This window comes from Shimia sp. R9_2 (assembly GCF_017743735.1).
Classification (GTDB): Bacteria; Pseudomonadota; Alphaproteobacteria; order Rhodobacterales; family Rhodobacteraceae; genus Shimia.
In genome coordinates, this window is the sequence record NZ_JAGHRO010000006.1 from 205,161 (window position 1) to 221,360 (window position 16,200).

Annotated in this window: 18 protein-coding genes and 1 tRNA gene; 13 read left to right on the forward strand and 6 right to left on the reverse strand. The window is 58.5% G+C overall.

What is annotated here, in order from left to right:
• Positions 1–43 precede the first annotated feature (43 nt).
• The 9 genes from crcB (at position 44) to J7400_RS15470 (ending at position 8,283) form a co-directional block, all read left to right on the forward strand.
• Positions 44–433, forward strand: a complete 390-nt coding sequence (crcB, locus tag J7400_RS15430) for a fluoride efflux transporter CrcB (protein WP_209064887.1) — start codon at positions 44–46, stop codon at positions 431–433.
• The gene (locus tag J7400_RS15435) at positions 430–1,476 is read left to right on the forward strand and encodes an RluA family pseudouridine synthase (RefSeq protein WP_209064889.1); all 1,047 of its coding nucleotides are present in this window, start codon (positions 430–432) and stop codon (positions 1,474–1,476) included. The genes crcB and J7400_RS15435 overlap by 4 nt, the downstream gene beginning before the upstream one ends.
• Before the next feature lie 103 nt (positions 1,477–1,579).
• Positions 1,580–2,083 (forward strand): lactoylglutathione lyase family protein, encoded by a 504-nt coding sequence (locus J7400_RS15440; RefSeq protein WP_209064891.1) that lies wholly within the window; start codon positions 1,580–1,582, stop codon positions 2,081–2,083.
• Positions 2,084–2,138: 55 nt separating this feature from the next.
• The gene (locus J7400_RS15445) at positions 2,139–2,810 is read left to right on the forward strand and encodes an HAD-IA family hydrolase (protein ID WP_209064892.1); all 672 of its coding nucleotides are present in this window, start codon (positions 2,139–2,141) and stop codon (positions 2,808–2,810) included.
• Complete coding sequence (locus J7400_RS15450) at positions 2,807–3,517, forward strand: ATP12 family protein (protein ID WP_209064894.1); 711 nt, start codon at positions 2,807–2,809, stop codon at positions 3,515–3,517. Before J7400_RS15445 ends, J7400_RS15450 begins: the two co-directional genes overlap by 4 nt.
• Before the next feature lie 199 nt (positions 3,518–3,716).
• Positions 3,717–4,733, forward strand: coding sequence for an amino acid ABC transporter substrate-binding protein (locus J7400_RS15455; RefSeq protein WP_209064896.1), 1,017 nt, complete (start codon positions 3,717–3,719; stop codon positions 4,731–4,733).
• A gap of 127 nt (positions 4,734–4,860) precedes the next feature.
• On the forward strand, positions 4,861–6,129 hold the full coding sequence (locus J7400_RS15460; RefSeq protein WP_209064898.1) for an ABC transporter permease subunit: 1,269 nt from the start codon (positions 4,861–4,863) through the stop codon (positions 6,127–6,129).
• A gap of 1 nt (position 6,130) precedes the next feature.
• Positions 6,131–7,480, forward strand: a complete 1,350-nt coding sequence (locus J7400_RS15465) for an amino acid ABC transporter permease (RefSeq protein ID WP_209064900.1) — start codon at positions 6,131–6,133, stop codon at positions 7,478–7,480.
• A gap of 11 nt (positions 7,481–7,491) precedes the next feature.
• The gene (locus tag J7400_RS15470) at positions 7,492–8,283 is read left to right on the forward strand and encodes an amino acid ABC transporter ATP-binding protein (protein ID WP_280637730.1); all 792 of its coding nucleotides are present in this window, start codon (positions 7,492–7,494) and stop codon (positions 8,281–8,283) included.
• Positions 8,284–8,338: 55 nt separating this feature from the next.
• Here the strand turns inward: J7400_RS15470 and J7400_RS15475 are convergent, their stop codons facing one another.
• The 6 genes from J7400_RS15475 to rpmH form a co-directional block, all read right to left on the reverse strand.
• On the reverse strand, positions 8,339–8,854 hold the full coding sequence (locus tag J7400_RS15475; protein WP_209064902.1) for a histidine phosphatase family protein: 516 nt from the start codon (positions 8,852–8,854) through the stop codon (positions 8,339–8,341).
• Positions 8,851–9,501 carry a ferredoxin gene (locus J7400_RS15480; RefSeq protein WP_209064904.1) on the reverse strand — a complete coding sequence of 217 codons (651 nt, stop codon included), beginning with the start codon at positions 9,499–9,501 and terminating at the stop codon, positions 8,851–8,853. Before J7400_RS15480 ends, J7400_RS15475 begins: the two co-directional genes overlap by 4 nt.
• Positions 9,502–9,670: 169 nt before the next feature.
• Positions 9,671–10,534, reverse strand: coding sequence for an acetylglutamate kinase (argB, locus tag J7400_RS15485; RefSeq protein WP_209064906.1), 864 nt, complete (start codon positions 10,532–10,534; stop codon positions 9,671–9,673).
• Between the two features lie 203 nt (positions 10,535–10,737).
• The gene (locus J7400_RS15490; RefSeq protein ID WP_209064908.1) at positions 10,738–11,085 is read right to left on the reverse strand and encodes an antibiotic biosynthesis monooxygenase; all 348 of its coding nucleotides are present in this window, start codon (positions 11,083–11,085) and stop codon (positions 10,738–10,740) included.
• A 183-nt stretch (positions 11,086–11,268) separates the two neighbouring features.
• Positions 11,269–11,718, reverse strand: coding sequence for a ribonuclease P protein component (gene rnpA / locus J7400_RS15495; protein WP_209064910.1), 450 nt, complete (start codon positions 11,716–11,718; stop codon positions 11,269–11,271).
• 37 nt (positions 11,719–11,755) lie between these two features.
• Positions 11,756–11,890 (reverse strand): 50S ribosomal protein L34, encoded by a 135-nt coding sequence (gene rpmH / locus J7400_RS15500; RefSeq protein ID WP_005980833.1) that lies wholly within the window; start codon positions 11,888–11,890, stop codon positions 11,756–11,758.
• A gap of 318 nt (positions 11,891–12,208) precedes the next feature.
• Between rpmH and J7400_RS15505 the strand changes: the two genes are divergently transcribed.
• The 4 genes from J7400_RS15505 (at position 12,209) to J7400_RS15520 (ending at position 15,923) form a co-directional block, all read left to right on the forward strand.
• Positions 12,209–12,964 (forward strand): TVP38/TMEM64 family protein, encoded by a 756-nt coding sequence (locus J7400_RS15505; protein ID WP_209065019.1) that lies wholly within the window; start codon positions 12,209–12,211, stop codon positions 12,962–12,964.
• On the forward strand, positions 12,964–14,382 hold the full coding sequence (locus J7400_RS15510; RefSeq protein ID WP_209064912.1) for an FAD-dependent oxidoreductase: 1,419 nt from the start codon (positions 12,964–12,966) through the stop codon (positions 14,380–14,382). Before J7400_RS15505 ends, J7400_RS15510 begins: the two co-directional genes overlap by 1 nt.
• A 16-nt stretch (positions 14,383–14,398) precedes the next feature.
• Positions 14,399–15,787, forward strand: coding sequence for a HAMP domain-containing sensor histidine kinase (locus tag J7400_RS15515; RefSeq protein WP_209064914.1), 1,389 nt, complete (start codon positions 14,399–14,401; stop codon positions 15,785–15,787).
• A gap of 59 nt (positions 15,788–15,846) precedes the next feature.
• Positions 15,847–15,923: transfer RNA gene (locus J7400_RS15520), tRNA-Arg, on the forward strand.
• Positions 15,924–16,200 lie beyond the last annotated feature (277 nt).

Genomic DNA, 16,200 nt, shown 5'->3' on the forward strand with positions numbered 1-16,200 from the left:
TTGTTTTCTTGACATTGGGCGTGGAAGGGCAGAGAGACGCCGGATGATTTTGAACCTCACATATGTGGCTGTCGGTGGCGCGATTGGTGCCGCCCTGCGCTATCTGGTCGGGCTGGGCGTTGTGCGCCTGGTCGGGCAGGGGTTTTGGAATGGCTTTCCGCTGGCGATTATCACGGTAAACGTCATTGGCTCCTTTTTGATGGGTGCTTTTGTGGTGGTGGTGGCGCAGCGTGGCCTGACGCATTATTCGCCTCTGGTGATGACGGGGCTGCTGGGCGGTTTCACCACGTTTTCGGCGTTCTCGCTTGAGACAGTGACGCTGGCGGAACGCGGGGACTATGGCGCGGCTGCAATCTATGTGGCGGTTTCGGTGATCGGCGCGGTGGGCGCGTTGATGCTGGGTATGATTTTGACGAGAGGGCTTTTGGCATGAGCCGGGTGCAGACTGTGACCGTGGAAGCGGGCGAAGGGGATCAACGGCTGGACCGCTGGTTCAAGCGCAAGTTTGCCCATGTTGGGCAGGGGCAGATCGAAAAGATGTGCCGCAAAGGTGAGATCCGCGTGGATGGGGGGCGTGTGAAGGCCAATACCCGTCTGGAAGAGGGGCAGTCTGTGCGCGTGCCGCCGCTGCCAGCTCCGGGGGAGAAACCTGCAGCACCCGCAAAAACGCGCGTGTCACCTGCTGACGAGAAACTGATCCAGAGCTGTATCATTTACCGTGATGATCAGATCATCGCGCTGAACAAACCGCCAGGGCTGCCCACACAGGGCGGCAGCAAGCAGACCCGCCATGTGGATGGCCTGTCCGAGGCGCTGAAGTTCGGCTTTGAGGAAAAACCACGGCTGGTGCATCGGCTGGACAAAGACACCTCCGGCGTCTTGCTGTTGGCGCGTACACGGCAAGTGGCGCAGGCTCTGACAGAGGCGATGCGACACAAGCAGACGCGCAAAATCTACTGGGCGGTCGTCGCGGGGGTGCCAACGCCGTATCTCGGTGAAATCAAATATGGTTTGGTCAAAGCCGGTGGTCATGGCGCACGTGGCGAAGGCGAGAAAATGATCGCAGTGCACCCGCGCGAAGTCGAGCGCACCCCGGGTGCCAAACGCGCAATCACCCAATACGCCACTTTGTATCGTGTGGCGGGCCGTGCCGCTTGGGTTGCGATGGAGCCCATCACAGGGCGGACACACCAGTTACGTGCCCATATGGCGGAGATCGGACATCCCATTGTTGGCGATGGGAAATATGGCGGCTCCGGTCAGGAAAACCTCGGCGATGGCTGGGGCGCGAAGCTTGGCGGGATCATCTCAAACAAACTGCATCTGCATGCGCGCAGCATGACGTTTGAGCATCCTGTGACCCGCAAGCAGGTCACCGTCACGGCTGAGTTGCCGGAGCATATGGCCCACACATGGGACACCTTTGGCTGGTCTGAGGACCTTGCCGCGGATGATCCGTTTGAAAGCCTGCGCTAAGGCGGTTTCATCCTCTCTTTGATATGATGCGTATCAGCTGACATGGCATGCTTGAGGCATTCCATGACGTTTTTGATACGCATCTATTTGAAAGGAGAGGCCTATGCCGGCTGTATCGTTTTCCCATATTGGCATCACTGTGCCCGATCTTAACCGCGCCGTTGAGTTTTACACCAAGGCCTTTGATCTCTATCTGCTGATGCCACCCAGCGAGGTGCTGCAGGATAGCAGCGCGATTGGTGAGATGTGTGATGATGTGTTCGGCCCCGGTTGGGGCCGCTTTCGTATCGCGCATTTGTCGACCGGTGATGGCGTCGGAATCGAGTTGTTTGAATTCCCCAAGACCGACGATACGCCCCCGCCTTTTGACTATTGGAAACCAGGGATATTTCACTTCTGCCTGCAGGACAGCGATTTGGAAGAGCGGGTGAAACGGATCGAGGCGCTTGGCGGCAAGCAACGCATGCAGCAGGTGCGGTACTATTATCCCGACCAGAAGCCTTACCGCATGGTCTATTGCGAGGATCCGTTTGGCAATTTGGTTGAGCTCTACAGCCACTCTTACGAGCTGACCTATTCCTCCGGTGCCTATGCGGAGGATGCTTGACCTTCTGCATGGTCCATGGTGAAGCAAAGGCACCAAGGCAGGAGGCTCAGAGCGCTTGAAACTTGTGATTTTTGACGTGGATGGGACGCTGGTGGACAGCCAGGGGCTCATAGTGACTTCGATGTGCCAAGCCTTTGCGGAGGAGGGGCTGCAAGCACCCGCACGCGAGGCCATACTGGGCATCGTTGGGCTGTCATTGGATGTTGCGGTGTTTAAGCTGTTGCCGGAGTGTGCGCTTGAGCAGCGTTCACGGCTGGTCGATGGCTATAAGGCGGCTTATATGCACTTACGGGCCAGCCAGGGAGCGGCGCAGTCATCGCCTTTCTATCCCGGGGCTTATGAGGCTCTGACACGACTGCGCGCCCGCGATGATGTTCTTCTGGGGGTGGCCACCGGGAAATCCCGCAGAGGTCTCGACAAGCTCATCGCTGGCCATGGTTTGGAAGGATATTTCGTAACCACGCAGGTTGCCGATGATCATCCGTCAAAACCGCATCCCTCCATGATCGAGACGGCCATGCTGGAAACAGGTGTGGCAGCCGCGGAAACGGTGATGATTGGCGATACCAGCTTTGACATGGATATGGCCGCTGCTGCGGGGGTGACAGGTCTTGGCGTGCGTTGGGGTTACCACGATGTGGCTCGGCTTGGCGCAGCACGACAGCTGATCGAGGATTTTGGCGCCTTGGATGGCGCCTTGGAAGAGGTTTGGGAGCTTCAGTCATGAGCGGATGGGCAAAAAAGCGGTTTTGGAAAGAAACAACTGTTGCGGCAGTCGAGGGCGGCTTCCGGGTGTTTTTGGACGGGCGCGCCGTCAAAACGCCTGCGAAAGCTGCTTTGGTGGTGCCAACGGAGGCGATGGCACAGGCGATGGCTGCCGAATGGGACGCGCAAGACGGCGAGATTGATCCCAACACCATGCCGGTGACACGTTCGGCCAATGCAGCGATTGACAAAGTGGTCATTCAGCATTCGGAAGTCGCTGATATGTTGGCAGAATATGGCGGGAGTGACCTTCTGTGCTACCGGGCCACGTCGCCTGAGGAATTGATCGCTCGGCAGGCAAAGGCGTGGGACCCGCTGCTTGATTGGGCGGCAGAGATTTTCGGAGCACGCCTGAAGCCTGTGGCAGGGGTCATGTTTGAAGCGCAGGATCCGGCAGCGCTTGCCGCTTTGTCGCAGGAGGTCCATCGCTTTGACAACTTTGAGCTGGCGGCATTCCACGATCTGGTTGGCATCTCTGGATCGCTGATTATCGGATTCGCCGCGACCCGCGATCTGCAGGAAATCGAAGCGCTTTGGAAACTCTCCAGAATCGATGAAATCTGGCAGGAAGAACAATGGGGCCGAGATGTAGACGCAGCCCTGGAAGCAGAGAAGAAATTTCAAGCATTTGAAAATGCTTACCGCTTCTTCAAACTGAGTAATTCCTAGTCAGAAACCTCGGCAAACAGGGCGGAAATAACATTCACGCAAGCATTGATTGTAATGCGTGATGGACCTCTTGACGTTTGGCGATGAATGCGACCACACTAACCCCAGATGTGAGGGGGGTGTTGTCTCAACACATCATTCTAGGCCGGGAGTGGCCAAAACCACCTGTGAAAGGGTGGGTAAACAGGAAGAGGTAAAAATGAAAAAATCCGTAGTTTTTGGTGCGCTGACTGTCGCTGGCCTGGCGGCCGGTGCTGCAGCTGCTGGCACGCTTGACGATGTGAAAGCGCGCGGCAAGCTGAACTGTGGCGTTACCACTGGTCTGGTTGGCTTTGCTGCACCAGATGCAAACGGTGAGTGGAAGGGCTTTGACGTAGGCGTATGCCGTGCGGTTGCTGGTGCTGTTCTGGGCGACCCGACCGCGGTTGAATTCGTACCAACCACCGGTAAGACCCGTTTCACCGCTCTGGCGTCCGGCGAGATCGACATGCTGGCGCGTAACACCACCTGGACTTTCAGCCGCGACGTCGACCTGAAGTTCACCTTCGTAGGTGTGAACTATTATGACGGTCAGGGCTTCATGGTTCCGAAAGAGCTGGGCGTTTCCTCTGCGAAGGAATTGGACGGCGCAACCGTTTGTATCCAAACCGGCACCACCACCGAGCTGAACCTGGCGGACTTCTTCCGTTCCAACAACATCAGCTACGAGCCGGTTCCAATCGAAACCAACGCAGAAGCGCAGCAGCAGTATCTGGCTGGCGCATGTGACGTGTACACCACCGATGCATCCGGCCTCGCGGCGACACGTGCAACTTTTGAAGACCCATCTGCGCACGTTCTGCTGCCAGAAATCATCTCCAAAGAGCCTCTCGGCCCGCTGGTTCGTCACGGCGACGACAACTGGGGTGACGTGGTTCGCTGGTCCCTGAACGCTCTGATCACTGCAGAAGAGCTGGGCGTGACCTCCGCAAACATCGCAGAGATGGCGGCAGGCACCAACAACCCTGAAGTGAACCGTCTGCTGGGTACCGAAGGTACTCTCGGCGAAATGCTGGGTCTGGACGCTGCATGGGCCAAGAACGCCATCATGGCGGGCGGTAACTACGGTGAGCTGTTTGAATCCAACATCGGCGAAGCGACTCCGATCGGTCTGGCCCGCGGCCTGAACGCTCAGTGGACCGATGGCGGCCTGATCTACTCCCCGCCATTCCGGTAAGATACCGAACACAGGGGGCGCGGGAGGAATTCCGCGCCCTCCTCACATTATGTGAACCACAACAATAATCGGCCACGGCGCATAGCGACGCCACCTTATAATCGGCCGAGGAACGGGAAGATCCCATATGACCACTTTGACCGACCCTCCCAAGGAGTCGTTCCGGCTGTCGATGTTGATCTACGACACCCGGTATCGCTCTTTGACGATCCAGGCTGTCGCGATGATTGGCTTCATGCTTTTGGCAGCATGGCTGATCAACAACACCATGGTGAACCTGAATACTCTGGGTAAACAGCCCGAGTTCGGTTTCCTCATGGAACCAGCCAGCTACGACATCAACCAACGCCTGCTGGAATATTCCAGCCGCGACACCCATTTGCGCGCATCCTTTCTGGGCCTGCTGAACACGCTACTGGTGGCGCTGCTTGGCTGTATCACAGCCACGATCATCGGTGTTTTTGTCGGGGTGTTGCGCCTCTCCAAAAACTGGATCGTTGCCAAAATCATGACCGTCTATGTGGAGATGTTCCGCAACGTGCCGGTTCTGCTTTGGATCGTGCTGGCGATGGCCATCCTGATTGAGAGCCTGCCTGCACCACGCGCTTTCCGCGGCGAGACTCCCTCGGCCACAATGAACCTGTTTGACACCGTTGCTGTGACAAACCGGGGCGTTTATGTGCCGGAGCCGCTGTTCTCCAATTCGCTGGGCAACATCCATCTGTTTGGCACCTCCTCGATGCGCTTTGACATCTCGCTGGATCTGATGCTGATTTTGGCGGTCGTTGTGGCCTCTATCTTTGGCATTCGGGCTGTGAATGCGCAGGCCAAGCGTATTCAGGAATCCACCGGTGACCGTCCAAATACGCTTTGGAAAAACCTCGCCATCTTCTTCGTGCCGCTCATTGTCGTGCTTTATGCGCTTGGGTTTCACCTTGGCTATCCTGCGCTGAAGGGCTTCAACTTCCAGGGGGGCACCCACCTTCGTAACTCTCTGATTGCTCTGTGGCTGGCGCTAAGCCTTTATACCGCAGCCTTTATCGCAGAGATCGTGCGTGGTGGTATCATGGCGATCAGCCATGGTCAGACCGAGGCAGCCAACGCGTTGGGTCTGCGCCCCGGTAAGACGATGCGTCTAGTGATCCTGCCGCAAGCCCTGCGTGTGATCATTCCGCCAATGATTTCCAACTACCTGAACCTCACCAAGAACTCCTCTCTGGCGATTGCGGTGGGTTACATGGACATCACCGGCACGCTGGGTGGCATCACTATGAACCAGACCGGCCGCGAGCTGGAATGTGTTCTGATGCTGATGGCCTGTTACCTCATCATCTCGCTGAGCATTTCCGCCGTGATGAACTGGTACAACAACCGCGTGAAATTGGTGGAGAGATAAAATGAGTGACATGTCTTTTGTCCGCACCGAAATGCTCCCGGAAAAAGAGCCTCCAGCAAACTCTGTTGGGGTCATTGGATGGGCACGTGCGAACCTTTTTGACGGTGTCGTCAACAGCGCCCTGACGCTGCTGTCGCTGGCGTTCATTTACTACGTGCTGTCCGGGCTACTGCCGTGGGTATTCCAATCCGTTTGGAATGCTTCCTCGCTGACCGAATGCCGTGAGATCATGGAAGCCACCTGGGCGTCGACCCACGGGCATGCCTGCTGGGCGGTGATCAATGACCGCTGGCTCCAGCTGCTGTATGGTTTCTACCCGCCTTATCCGGCGACACCGGATGTGGTGTTTGGCGCCACAGAAGGGGCACTGCCAGCATACTTCCGTCCAAACCTTGCGTTTGTGCTGTTGCTTCTGGCGATTGCGCCTGTGCTGTTCACCAAAGTTCCGCGCCAGCTGTTGATCGTGACAGCAGCTTATCCCTTCCTGATGCCTTGGCTGATGTGGGGCGGCTCGATCTGGGGGCCTTTGATGGCCGCAGCCGGTTTCGGTATTGGCTATCTGGCCTACCGTATCCTCGCGCCAATTGCGGGTGAGCTGGTGGCGATCATCGCGGCGATTGCTGTGCCGGTGATCTGGTGGCTGTTCCTGGCTGGCAGCGTTGCGGCAGGTCTGGAATCTGTGATTTCGATTTCCATCCCGGAAGTGGAAAGCCGTAAGTTTGGTGGCTTCATGCTGTCGATTCTGATCGGTGTTGTGGCAATTGGTGCCTCGCTGCCAATTGGTATCTTCCTGGCGCTGGGGCGGCAGTCTGACCTGATGATCCTGAAGGCGCTCTGTGTGGGCTTCATCGAGTTCATCCGTGGCGTTCCGCTGATCACTCTGCTGTTTGTGGCCTCTGTGTTGCTCAACATCTTCCTGCCGCCGGGCACGGAGTTTGACATCATCCTTCGGGTGCTGATCATGGTGACCTTGTTTGCCGCGGCTTATATGGCTGAGGTGATCCGTGGGGGCCTTGCGGCATTGCCGAAGGGTCAATACGAAGGCGCCGACTCTTTGGGGCTGAACTATTGGCAGGCGCAGCGTCTGATCATCATGCCTCAGGCACTGAAGATCTCGATCCCAGGTATTGTGAGCACCTTCATTGGTATCTTCAAAGATACCACGCTGGTGTCCATCATCGGCCTGCTTGATCCATTGGGGCTGTCCAACGCCATTCGTGCCGACTCTGCGTGGAACGGTATCTATTGGGAGCTCTTTGCTTTCATTGCATTCCTGTTCTTCATCTTCTGCTTCGGCATGTCCCGCTATTCCATGTATCTGGAGCGTAAGCTTCATACTGGGCACAAATAAGGAGTTCACCCATGTCTGAACTTATGACCGACCGCGCGATCGACCGCTCCAAGATGCATGTGAGTGATCAGGTTGCGATTCAAATCTCCAACATGAACAAGTGGTACGGCAGTTTCCACGTGTTGCGGGACATCAACCTGACCGTCAACGAAGGTGAGCGGATCGTGATTGCGGGGCCTTCAGGCTCTGGTAAATCGACCCTGATCCGCTGTATCAACCGCCTGGAAGAGCACCAGTCGGGCGACATCGTCGTGGATGGGATCGAGCTGACCAACGATCTGAAAAATATCGACAAAATCCGCTCGGAAGTTGGCATGTGCTTTCAGCACTTCAACCTGTTCCCGCATCTGACCATTCTGGAGAACTGCACGCTGGCGCCAATCTGGGTTCGCAAGACACCCAAGAAAGAAGCCGAAGAGATCGCGATGCACTTCCTTGAGAAGGTGAAGATTCCGGATCAGGCGCTGAAGTATCCGGGCCAGCTGTCCGGTGGTCAGCAGCAGCGTGTGGCGATTGCCCGCTCGCTCTGCATGAAGCCGCGCATCATGCTGTTTGACGAACCGACCTCAGCGCTTGACCCTGAGATGATCAAAGAAGTGCTCGACACCATGATCGAGCTCGCGGAAGAAGGCATGACCATGCTCTGTGTGACCCACGAGATGGGCTTTGCCCGTCAGGTGGCGAACCGCGTGATCTTCATGGACCAGGGTCAGATCGTGGAACAGAACGAGCCGGAAGAGTTCTTCAACAACCCGAAGAGCGAACGGACCAAACTGTTCCTGAGCCAGATTCTCGGCCACTGATTTCTGAGCAAACGACACATTGGAAAGGCGGGGTCATCCCCGCCTTTTTCTATGCCTAAAGGTCTGAATCGCGGGCCATCAGTTCGCGGGGAATGACGAAGTCCACAACATCCCCAGTCCCGTATTGCGCGTCTTTCCAGTCCTTTAGGTCAAAATGAAAGATCGTAGTCGCCGCCGTAGGATAGTCATGGAAGCGGGGATGGTCCGGATCTCTTGCTGCAAGCTGATCTGCAAAATAGGCGATGCCCGGATTGTGGCCGATCATAAGCACCGCAGGCTGACTGGCGGCGCGCAGGCTGTGCAGCATGGTGTCAGCGGGTGCGTGATAAAGCGCATCCAGATAGCTGACTTTCGGATTGTTCGGCAGTGTGAGGCGATCCAGCGTTTCGCGGGTGCGCTCTGAACTGGAGCAGAGAACTTCCTGAGGCAGCAGGGCCTGCAGGGCCAACCATTTCCCCAGAGCATGGGCTGAGGCGCGCCCGCGCTTGTTGAGGGGGCGTGCGTGATCGGGCTGATTGAAGTCATCCCAGCTTGATTTGGCGTGGCGCATCAGGATCAGGGTACGGCTCATGGGTGAAACGCTTTCATATGAAGGGCCGATTGGGCGTCTGTGCGAGAGGCTCCGGCGGAGACCGGGCAGGCGCGGCGGGCGTGACAGCCTTGTGACATGCAGCTCTGGCCCTCTGGGGTGTCGAGGTAGGCGTGGCAGGCAGTGACGTCGTAGGAGGCCCCAGCGGAGAGCGCACCCACAGGGCAGGCGGTGGTGCAAGGAGCGGCGCAAGCCGTGCAGGGGGAGGCAAGATCGGCGCTGGGGATCACAGGCTCTGTGTCAAAGAGCAGCGCGCCGCGAATGGAGATCATCAAGCCAACCGTGTCATGCACCATCATGCCTACGGGGCTGAGGAAAAATCGGTTTGTCTTCAAGGCCCATGAAATGAAGGGCGGGTAGGGCGGCCCATCTGACGGATAGGCGGTTGCGGCATCAAACTGATCCGCGAGCGTTCCGACGATGCGCTTGGACCATCGGTCGACAGGGTGTGCCTTGCCATCCAGACCTTCGCGAGAGGTGGCGAAGATGGGCCAGAACTCCGCGCCCGTGCCCAAGAGCACCACAGTTGCCGGATCACTGGCTGCGCCCGTCAGATTTCGGACATGCGCTGCGCCCATTGTGAGCAGGCCAGCCTTTTTCGCGGCTTTTTCAATCGCGCGGTAGCTCATGTGGCGGCGGGATTGGTGCGAGAGATGTTCAGCTTGTGCATGACAATACCACAGGTTCGCGGCCGTTGCGCGGCTTTGCGCAAGGCGTTCGCTTCTGCTCAGAATGCACAGGCTGTCTGGTTGGCTCAAGCGGAGAAATGGGGCGCGGTCATTTGCGCCCCAATCGGGTTTAATCCGCGCGGATAATGGAGCCTGCACCATGTTCGGTGAACAGCTCCAGCAGGCAAGCGTTGGGGGCGCGGCCATCCAGAATGACCGCAGCGCGCACGCCCAGATCAATGGCGGCCAGCGCTGTTTCGGTCTTGGGGATCATGCCGCCCGCGATCACGCCTTCAGCGATAAGGTCGCGAATTTGTTGGGCTTTCAGCTCTGTCAGCACCTCGCCTTCGCCGTTTTTGACGCCTGCCACATCGGTGAGGAGCAGGAGGCGGTCTGCGGCGAGCGCGCCGGCGATGGCACCGGCGGCGGTGTCGCCGTTGACATTGAAAGTTTCGCCCTGACGTCCCACGCCCAGCGGCGCAATCACCGGGATGGTGTCATTGGCAAAAAGTTCGTGCAAAATCGCGGGGTTCATCTCTGCCGGGGTGCCGACAAAGCCGAGATCCGCGTTGGTCTGATCGCAGATCATCAGGTTGGCGTCCTTGCCGGAAAGACCCACGGCCTTGCCGCCCTGACGGTTGATCGCAGAGACGATGCGTTTGTTCACCACACCGGAGAGGACCATCTCCACCACCTCGACGGTGGCGACATCTGTGACCCGTTTGCCGTTCACAAATTCCGATTTGATTTCAAGCCGTTCCAGCATCGCATTGATCATCGGGCCGCCGCCGTGGACGACCACCGGATTGATGCCGACCTGACGCATCAGAACCACGTCGCGGGCAAAGTCATCCATGGCCTCATCAGAGCCCATGGCGTGGCCGCCGAGCTTGATCACAACCGTCGCCCCAGCATAGCGCTGAAGGTAAGGCAGAGCCTGGGAGAGTGTGCGGGCGGTGGCGATCCAATCGCGGTTCATATCTCGTGTCTTCATCTTCGCTGACCTCTTTGAAACAGCCTGTTAACGGCTATGAGCAAGGGTGCCAAGGCGAAATGGACGAGTTGGGTTCCGAATTGGCTAGAAAGTGCAAAATTAACCCGATTTGGCGCGTCGGTATTGCGTCTGTATCGCGGCTGTATTGCGGAGGTGCCCGTTTCGGAAGGGGGCAAAGCTTAACGCGCCCACAAATGCAGGGATCAGCCGGTAACCAGCACCGGTGTGCTGTCGCTGTTGGCAACGGGAATCAGTTCCTTGACCAGTAGCTCTGAAACAATGCCGCGCAGCGTGACAAACGCGCGGTCGGCCTCTTCGCTGTTGATGTAGGCCTGATAGCATTCCCGGTTGGCCCAGACCTGATGCACGTGAAAATAATTCGGATCGTCTTTGCCCTGAAACACCGCATAGCGCAGCGCGCCGGGCATGCGTTGCACCTGATTGGCCAGCACAGAAATGGTCTCGCGGAAGTGGGAGGTGTCGTCGGTTGTGACAACAAAGGTGAGGAGGATTGTGACAGACATCGTGGCGACGGATCGTTTCGTTGGCATTTGGTTCTGAGCCAGCGGAAGGTGCATCCGAAACATTAACGCTTCCCCAAAGGGAAAGGCTTTTTGATGCTGAAGCGCGTCAAAGTCGAACGTGTTTTAACGATTTCAGACAGGCTGTGTGGCAGGTCTCTGTCAGGCGCTTACCTGATGTGTCCTGTGACACGGGCAAGGGAGGGCAGGGGCTTATGTCTGCGGGCGCGGCTTGGCTGGAGCGTGCAGCTTGCGCAACGCCCATTTGAGATCGGCCTGCAGCGCCAGCATGTCACGCGCAGCGGTCTCGTCTTTGCGGCCGATCAGAACGTAATCCCAGCCGGGTTTGCCAAAAGCTGGCAGCACCGCGCGGGCGACTTCGCGCATCCGGCGCTTGGCGCGGTTGCGGGCAACCGCATTGCCGACTTTTTTGGAGCAGGTGTAGCCGACGCGGATCACCGCCGGATCAGCGTCTTCCGACTCGCGGCGCTTGCGGGCCTGAATCATCATCGCCTTGGTGCCCTGTTTGCGGGCGCGGGCGGCGGCGAGAAACTCGCTTCGTTTTTTTAGAACCAGCAAGGCTTCCTGCGCGCAAAGAGAAACCGCCGGAGACGTCATCCCGTGGTTGGCAGGGCCTTCCGTGGGGGTCTCCGGCGGTGTCATTTTGTTTGAACGATCCGTATAAACGGTGTCGGTGAGCTTATGCGCTCAGCGACTTACGACCGCGTGCGCGGCGTGCGTTCAGGATTTTGCGGCCAGCTTTGGTGGCCATGCGCGCACGGAAGCCGTGGCGGCGTTTACGAACCAGGTTCGAAGGTTGGTAGGTGCGTTTCATCGCTCCGTCTCCGTTACAAAGTGTGGAGGCGCCGGCAAGTCGATCAAGCGATAGATTCGCGGAGCCTGTCTATTCGAAGCCCGGTCTTTAGACGGGCCTGCGAGATAAGTCAAACGCCTGATCGCGGATTTGCTACAAAAACACAAGCCCCGAAGGCCGATATGCGCACAGAATGTTTCAGAACTGCGGAAAGGGGCGGATTTCATCACGAAACCGTGCGACTGTGATCAACCCGCCGTGAACCCTCTGTTGTTTAGAAGGGGACTGTCTCATTTTGAGGAAAAGAGACAGACTGTGACCAAGGGTAACGACCAAAAGATGGCAGATCTAACGGATGGCGCGGGCCAGACCGAACGCGCTGAGGCAAAATCAAAGTGGGCACGGCTGGTGCCTTTGGCGGTGATCCTCTGTGTCGCAGTGGGCGGCGCTTATGCATTGGGGGACTACCTGAGCTTTGAAACCCTGCGCGACAATCGCGAGACGCTGATTGCCTACCGGGATCAGCATTACTGGGCGGCTGTGGCGGTGTTCATGATCCTTTATGTGATCATCGCGGGCTTTTCCCTGCCTGGCGCAACGATTGCCACGCTCACAGGCGGCTTTCTGTTTGGCACTTTTCCGGGTGTGCTGTTCAACGTGGGCGCGGCCACCATGGGGGCGACGGTTGTGTTTCTGGCAGCCAAGTTTGGCCTCGGGGAGCGCCTGTCGGCCAAGATGGACAGCTCTGAGGGGCGGATCAAAGCCCTGAAAGACGGGATTGATGAGAATCAGTGGACCATGCTGTTTCTGATCCGTCTGGTGCCGGTGGTGCCTTTCTTTGTGGCAAATCTGATCCCTGCGTTGGTGGGTGTGCCGCTGTGGCGTTACGTCGTCTCCACTTTCATTGGCATCATCCCCGGTGGTCTGGTCTATACCTCGGTGGGGGCGGGCCTTGGCGAGGTCTTTGCCCGCGGTGAGACACCCAATCTTGGCATCATCTTTGAGCCGCATGTGCTCTTGCCGATGCTGGGGCTGGCGGCACTGTCGTTGCTGCCTGCGGTGATCAAGCGTATTCGGGGCCGGGAGACAGTATAATGCAAGACATCAAGACGGATGTGCTGGTCATTGGCGCCGGCTCTGGAGGGCTGTCTGTGGCAGCCGGGGCGGCGCAGATGGGCGCGGATGTGACCCTGCTTGAGGGGCACGAAATGGGCGGGGACTGCCTGAACTTTGGCTGTGTTCCCAGCAAGGCGCTGATTGCCAGCGGTAAGGCGGCTCACGGGCAGGCGCACAGCAGCATCTATGGCGTGGCTGATCAGGTGCCGCAGGTGGATTACGCCGCGGCTAAAGCCCATGTGAAAGATGTGATTGCCCAGATTGCGCCGGTGGACAGTCAGGAACGCTTTGAAGGCTTTGGGGTGCGGGTGATCCGCGAATATGGCCGCTTTGTCAGCCCGAAGGTGGTTGAGGCCGGAGATCACCGCATCACCGCGCGCCGCGTCGTGATTGCCACCGGATCCAGCCCGCTGGTGCCGCCGATCCCGGGGCTGGATTCTGTGCCTTACCTGACCAATGAGACGCTGTTTGACCTGACCGAAACGCCGGAGCATCTGCTGATCATTGGCGGGGGCCCCATCGGCATGGAGATGGCGCAGGCGCATCAGCGGCTCGGCATCAAGGTGACGGTGATTGAGGGCGCCAAGGCGTTGGGTCGGGATGATCCGGAGATGGCAGCGATAGTCTTGGATAACCTGCGCAGCGAAGGGCTTGAGATCGCCGAAGACGCCATGGCCAAGCAGATCAGCGGACAGGCGGGTGCCATCACCGTGGAAACTCAGGACGGGCGCAGCTTTACCGGCTCGCATCTTCTGGTGGCCGTGGGGCGCAAGGCCAATGTCGACAAGCTGAACCTCGCGACGGCGGGGATTGAGACCACCAAGACCGGCATCAAGGTGGACGACAGCATGAAAACCACCAACCGCAAGGTCTATGCGATTGGCGATGTGGCGGGTGGCGCGCAGTTCACCCATGTGGCGGGCTATCATGCGGGTGTCATCATTCGCTCCGCGCTGTTCGGGCTGCCAGCGAAGGCGCGCACGGATCACATCCCTTATGCGACCTACACCGACCCGGAACTGGCGCAGATCGGCCCCACCGAGGCGGAGGCGCGCAAGATTTATGGCGACAAGCTGACCGTGGCGCGGTTCGAGATTGAGCACAACGACCGGCTGATTGCGGAGCGCAAGGCCAAGGGGCTGATAAAAGCGATGGTCGTGAAAGGCCGCCCCGTGGGGGTGTCGATTGCAGGCCCGCAGGCGGGCGAGCTTATCAACCTATGGGCGCTGGTGATCGCCAATAAGCTCAAGATGAGCGCCGTTGCGGGCATGGTTGCGCCCTATCCAACGGTGGGAGAAATCAACAAGCGTGTCGCAGGGGCCTATTTCTCTCCGCAACTGTTTGATAATCCTAAGGTCAAACGGGTGGTCGGCTTCGTACAGCGCTGGCTGCCATAACAAAGGGCGGACGCGCATGCTCAATTCGCTTTCAGGTCGGTTCCTGATCCTCACGGTCATCTTTGTGATGCTGGCCGAGGTCTTGATCTTTGTCCCTTCGGTTGCGCGGTATCGCGAGGATTACCTGCTGCTGCGTCTGGAGCGGGCACAGATTGCCTCGCTCGCGCTGCTGGCGGATGACATGATCGATATGGATCTGGAAGACGAGCTGCTCAAAAACGCCGGCGTCTACAACGTGGTGCTGCGGCGCGATGAGATGCGGCAGCTGATTCTCAGCTCTCCTATCCCTGAACCGATCAACGACACCTATGACATGCGCGGCGCCTCGGCCGGGGTTCTGATCAAAGACGCGATGATGCAGCTTCTGGACCGCAGCGAGCGGGTGATCCGTGTGATCGGCGCGCCGGTGCAGGATGCGGGGCTGCTGATTGAGGTTACCATGGGCACGCAGGACCTGCGCGCTTCGATGATTGACTACGGGCTGCGGGTTCTGGCGCTTTCGGCGGTGATCTCGATCATGACGGCGTTTCTGCTCTTCCTTGCGGTGCGCGCGATTCTGGTGCGCCCGATCGAAGGTGTGGTGCGCTATATGCAGACCTATGCCGCAGCGCCGGAAGATGCGCGCAGCGTGATCACGCCCAAGTCCGGCGTCACCGAGCTGCGCGAAGCCGAAGAAGCGCTGCACACGCTGCAGACCGAGCTGACCTCTGCCCTGCGCCAGAAAGAGCGTCTGGCCCAGCTGGGCGGTGCGGTGGCCAAGGTGAGCCACGATTTGCGCAATATCCTGACCTCCGCCCAGCTCTTCACCGACCGGATTGAAAGCAGCGAAGACCCGCTGGTGGCGCGGATGGCCCCCAAGCTGGTGAACTCCATCACCCGCGCGGTGCACCTGTGTGAAAGCACGCTGGCCTTTGGCAAGGCGGAAGAACCCGCGCCGACGCTGACCCGGTTTTCCCCCAGCGAGCTGGTGGCCGATGTGATTGCCAGCGAGCGGCTTGCGGTGGGCGAGTTTGATCTGAGCTTTGCCGAGGACATTCCCGCGGGGCTGATGATGCGCGCGGATCCCGAACAGCTCTTTCGCGTGATTTCCAACCTCGTGCGCAACGCCCGTCAGGCGATTGTGGCCAGTGGCCAGCCCGGGGAGATCGCGATCTCGGCTTGGGAAACCGATGAGGCCTGGATGATTTCGGTGCGCGACACCGGGCCGGGCCTGCCCGCCAAAGCGCAGGAGCATCTGTTCACGCCGTTTCAGGGCGGGATTCGCAAAGGCGGCACCGGGCTTGGGCTGGCAATTTCAGCTGAGCTGATCCGCGGGCATGGCGGACAGCTGCAATTGGCGGCCACCGGAGACACCGGAACCACCTTTGGCATCACCCTTCCGAAAGGAGATTTGGGGGCGAGCTGACTTTTTTGGCTTTTTACCCTTGCGCTCCCGCGCGCAAGGTTCTAACTCCCCCACACCGCGCTCTGGTAGCTCAGCTGGATAGAGTACTTGACTACGAATCAAGGGGTCGGGGGTTCGAATCCTCCCCAGAGCGCCATTTTTCAAATGTGTGAGGCGACACATAGTTCTGCCATTTGCGACAGAACCTTTCCATTCTCATTGCTCGATGTTGAACCCCACACGACTTTGACCTTTGCGTCATAAACTGACGCAACATCTCCATTTTGCTCCCGCAGGCTGTTTCGATTGATCTGACTTCCCTTTTCGGAAAATCAGGGCTGATTTGCAGGTTCAGTCGGCGAAGCCGCCTGGTCCTGCTGATCTGCCACGTGGCGAACGCGGATGGGGGCGAGGCAATGCTATTCGACAAAAGT